Here is a 3,390-nt window from a genome sequence, read left to right as displayed (position 1 = left end):
CGCCATCCTCTCGCGCCTCGGCGGCAACCGCGCGGCGGCACTGGTGCCGCCCGATCCGCTGCCGCGTCCGACGCCGCGGACGGCGCGCCGGCGGGCGGAGGTGATGGCGCGCATTGCCCGCGCCGCGCGGGACGGGTTCGCGCTGAACGACCAGGAGACCTTCGTCGGCGACATCTCGGTCGCAGCACCGATTGTGGATCGCTCGGGGGAACCGCTCGGCGCCGTGAACATCGCGGTGCCCTTTCCGCGCTGGACGCCGCTGCGGGTGCGCGGCGACCTGGCGCCGCTCGTCGTCGCGAGCGCCGCGGCGATCTCGCGCGAATTCGCCGCACGCGGCTGACGGCAGCCCCCGGGCTCCACGCCGTCTGCCGTGCGGCGGCCGCTGGTCGCTGCCCTGCGGCCATGCGACATAGGCCCGGCAGAGACGGAGCGAGCGATGGCTGCGGTGCCACCCTTCCCGATGATCGAGCTGTCGGGCGGCCCCGAGGCGCGGGGCGAAGCGCATGGGCGGCAGGCCGGCGATCGCGTCCGCCGGAGCATCGGCCACTACCACGCGCAGCTGGCGCAGGGCGGCCTGGATGCCGGGCGCATCCATGCCCTGGCGCGCGACTTCGTCCCGCGCGTCGAAGCCTTCGATGGCGCCTATGTCGCCGAGATGCGCGGCATCGCACGCGGCGCGGGCGTCGCCTTCGAAGACGTCATGCTGCTGAACTGCCGCACGGAGATCCTGCAACTCGCCAAGCGCGGCACGCCGGCGGAGGACGATCCGGACGGCTGCACCGGGGCGATCCTGCTGCCGGAGGCGACGGCAGACGGCGCGCTGCTGCACGGCCAGAACTGGGACTGGAAGAGCGAATGCGCGGAGACCGGCGTCGTGCTGCGCATCCGGCGCGAGGACGGGCCCGACATCCTGACCTTCGTCGAGGCCGGCGGCCTGGCGCGCGCGGGCCTCAACGCGGCGGGCATCGCGGTCACCGCCAACTACCTCGAATCCGACCGTGACTACCGGCAGGAAGGCGTGCCGCTGTCGCTGCTGCGTCGCAAGGCGCTGGAGCAGAGCCAGGTGGCGCTGGCGATCCGCACCTTCTACGCCACCCCCAAGTCGGCCTCCAACAACATCATGCTCTCCCACGCCTCCGGCTTCGCGCTCGACATCGAATGCGCGCCGGACGAATCCTTCCTGCTCGAGCCGCAGGACGGAATCCTGGTCCATGCGAACCATTGGCGATCGCCCGCGGCGCTGGCGAAGCTGAAGGACACCGGCATCGCCGCGACGCCCGACAGCGTCTATCGCGACCGCCGCGTGCTGGACGCGCTGCGGGCGAAGCGCGGCCGGCTGACGATGGACGATCTGCGCGCGGCCTTCCTCGACGACTGGCAGTCGCCGTGGTCGGTCTGTCGCCCGCCGCGCATGAACATGGGCGGCAACCTCTCGGCAACCGTCGCGATGATCCTGATGCGGCCGGCCGAGGGCCACATGGAGATCGCACCGCTGCCGGCGCTGAACCGGCACTTCACCACCTACAGCCTGCACGGCGCCTCCGCGGCGCGGGCGGCGGAGTAGCTCAGCCGGTCGCGGCCAGCGCGCGGCGGATCGCCGCGACGGTCTCCTCGATCTGCGTCTCCGTGACGACGAGCGGCGGCGACAGCACCAGCGTGTCGCCGGCCGCGCGGATCAGCACGCCATCGGCAAGGCAGCGTTCCGCCACCTCGGCGCCGCGGGCGCCCGGTGTGGCATCGCGCGGGGCCAGATCCACGGCGCCGAGCAGGCCGCAGCAGCGCACATCCGTCACATGCGGCGCGCCCTCCAGCGCCAGCAGCGCATCGGCGAAGGGCCTCGCGATTCGCGCCGCGGCGGCGAACATCCCTTCCTGCTCATAGGCATCGAGCGTGGCGAGGCCCGCGGCGCAGGCCAGCGGATGCGCGGAATAGGTGTAGCCGTGCATGAGCTCCGGCGCGCTGCGCGGCGCCGCCATGAAGGCGTCGAAGACCCGCGCATTGACCAGCGTGGCGCCCATCGGCACGGCGCCGTTCGTCAGCCCCTTCGCCATCGTCATGATGTCCGGCGCGACGCCGAGCGCCTGGGCGGCGGTGCAGGCGCCGAGCCGGCCGAAGCCGGTGATCACCTCGTCGAAGATCAGCAGGATGCCGTGGCGGTCGCAGATGGTGCGCAGCGCCTCGAGGTAGCCGAGCGGCGGCGGGTAGACGCCGCCCGAGCCGGTCACGGGCTCGACGATCACCGCGGCCACGGTCGAAGGATCCTGCACGGCCAGGATCTCCTCGAGCGCCTGCGACCAGCGCGGATCGGCAGCCGGACGGCTGCGGAGGAAGCGCTGCCCCGGGTCGTGCGGCAGGGGCAGGTGGAACACGTCGCCGAGCAGCGGGCCGAAGTCGCGCTTGTGGCGCGCGATGCCGCCGACCGAGAGACCGCCGAAGCCGACGCCATGATAGGCCTTGGCGCGTCCGATGAATTTCGTCCGTCCTGCCTCGCCGCGCGCGCGGTGCCAGGCGCGTGCGATCTTCAGCGCTGTGTCCACCGCCTCCGACCCGGAGTTCGAGAAGAAGGCACGTGCCATCAGCGGCACCGCGTCCAGCAGGCGGCGCGCGAAGGCGAAGGCGCCGGGATGCGACATGCGGAAGGAGGAGACGAAGTCGAGTGTCCCCGCGGCCTCCCGGATCGCCGCGACGATGCGCGGATGCGCGTGGCCCGCATTCACGCACCAGAGTCCGGCCATCATGTCCAGCACACGGCGGCCCTCGGGCGTGACGTAGTGCATGCCTTCCGCCCGGTCGAACAGCACGGGCGCGTCCTGGAAGGCGCGCATCGCGGTGAAGGGCAGCCAGAATCCCTCCTCCGGCTCGGGCGCGTTGCGGAGGAGAGTCATGCGGCGGGCCTCGCGCGGTCCAGCGCGTCCTGCGCGCGCAGCCAGAGCGAGCCGGCGGCGGCGTAGAGCGTGCGGAGCGGATGCAGCGGAATGGGACGCAGCGGCGTCGCGGGCGGCAGCGGCAGGTCGCGCGGATCGGCGCCCGTCAGCAGGTCGGCCATGGTCTCCCCCTGGCCCGTGCACCAGGCCACGCCCTTGCCGTTGTCCTGCATCGCCGCGAAGACGCCGTCCGCCAGCACGAACAGCCGCGGCAGGCGATCGAGCGAGACGCCGACGCGGCCGCCCCAGAAGAACTCCGGCGGCACGTCGGGCAGCGCGGGATAGAGACGCGCGCGCATCCGCTCGGGCACGGCGAAGCTGCGCGCGCCGCGCGGCGCGCGGATCGTGCCTTTCCCGCCCACCACCAGCCGCCCGGCCGCATCGCGCCGCCAGTAGCGCAGCACGCGCCGCGTGTCCGAGACCGCCTGCCGCCCGGGCAGCACGGGCGTGTCCGCGGGCAGCGGCG

Annotated in this window: 3 protein-coding genes and 1 pseudogene; 2 read left to right on the top strand and 2 right to left on the bottom strand. The window is 73.4% G+C overall.

Translation table 11 applies throughout. The annotated features are described in order from the left end of the window. Positions 1 to 340, top strand: a 340-nt coding sequence (locus tag L2I40_RS20795) for an IclR family transcriptional regulator C-terminal domain-containing protein (RefSeq protein WP_237217080.1), incomplete at its 5' end; no start/stop codon positions are given. 96 nt (positions 341 to 436) lie between these two features. Further along, on the top strand, positions 437 to 1,564 hold the full coding sequence (locus L2I40_RS20790) for a C45 family autoproteolytic acyltransferase/hydolase (RefSeq protein ID WP_237217079.1): 1,128 nt from the start codon (positions 437 to 439) through the stop codon (positions 1,562 to 1,564). A gap of 1 nt (position 1,565) precedes the next feature. On the opposite strand, the gene L2I40_RS20785 is transcribed toward L2I40_RS20790, so the two are convergent. Next, positions 1,566 to 2,885 carry an aminotransferase class III-fold pyridoxal phosphate-dependent enzyme gene (locus L2I40_RS20785; protein WP_237217078.1) on the bottom strand — a complete coding sequence of 440 codons (1,320 nt, stop codon included), beginning with the start codon at positions 2,883 to 2,885 and terminating at the stop codon, positions 1,566 to 1,568. Continuing rightward, positions 2,882 to 3,390, bottom strand: a pseudogene (locus L2I40_RS20780) (hypothetical protein); the annotation flags it as partial. The gene L2I40_RS20785 and the pseudogene L2I40_RS20780, both read right to left, overlap by 4 nt.

The organism is Falsiroseomonas oryziterrae, assembly GCF_021864505.1.
GTDB lineage: Bacteria > Pseudomonadota > Alphaproteobacteria > Acetobacterales > Acetobacteraceae > Falsiroseomonas > Falsiroseomonas oryziterrae.
Note: the sequence above shows the minus strand (reverse complement) of the source record. Positions and strands in the feature narration are given on the sequence as shown.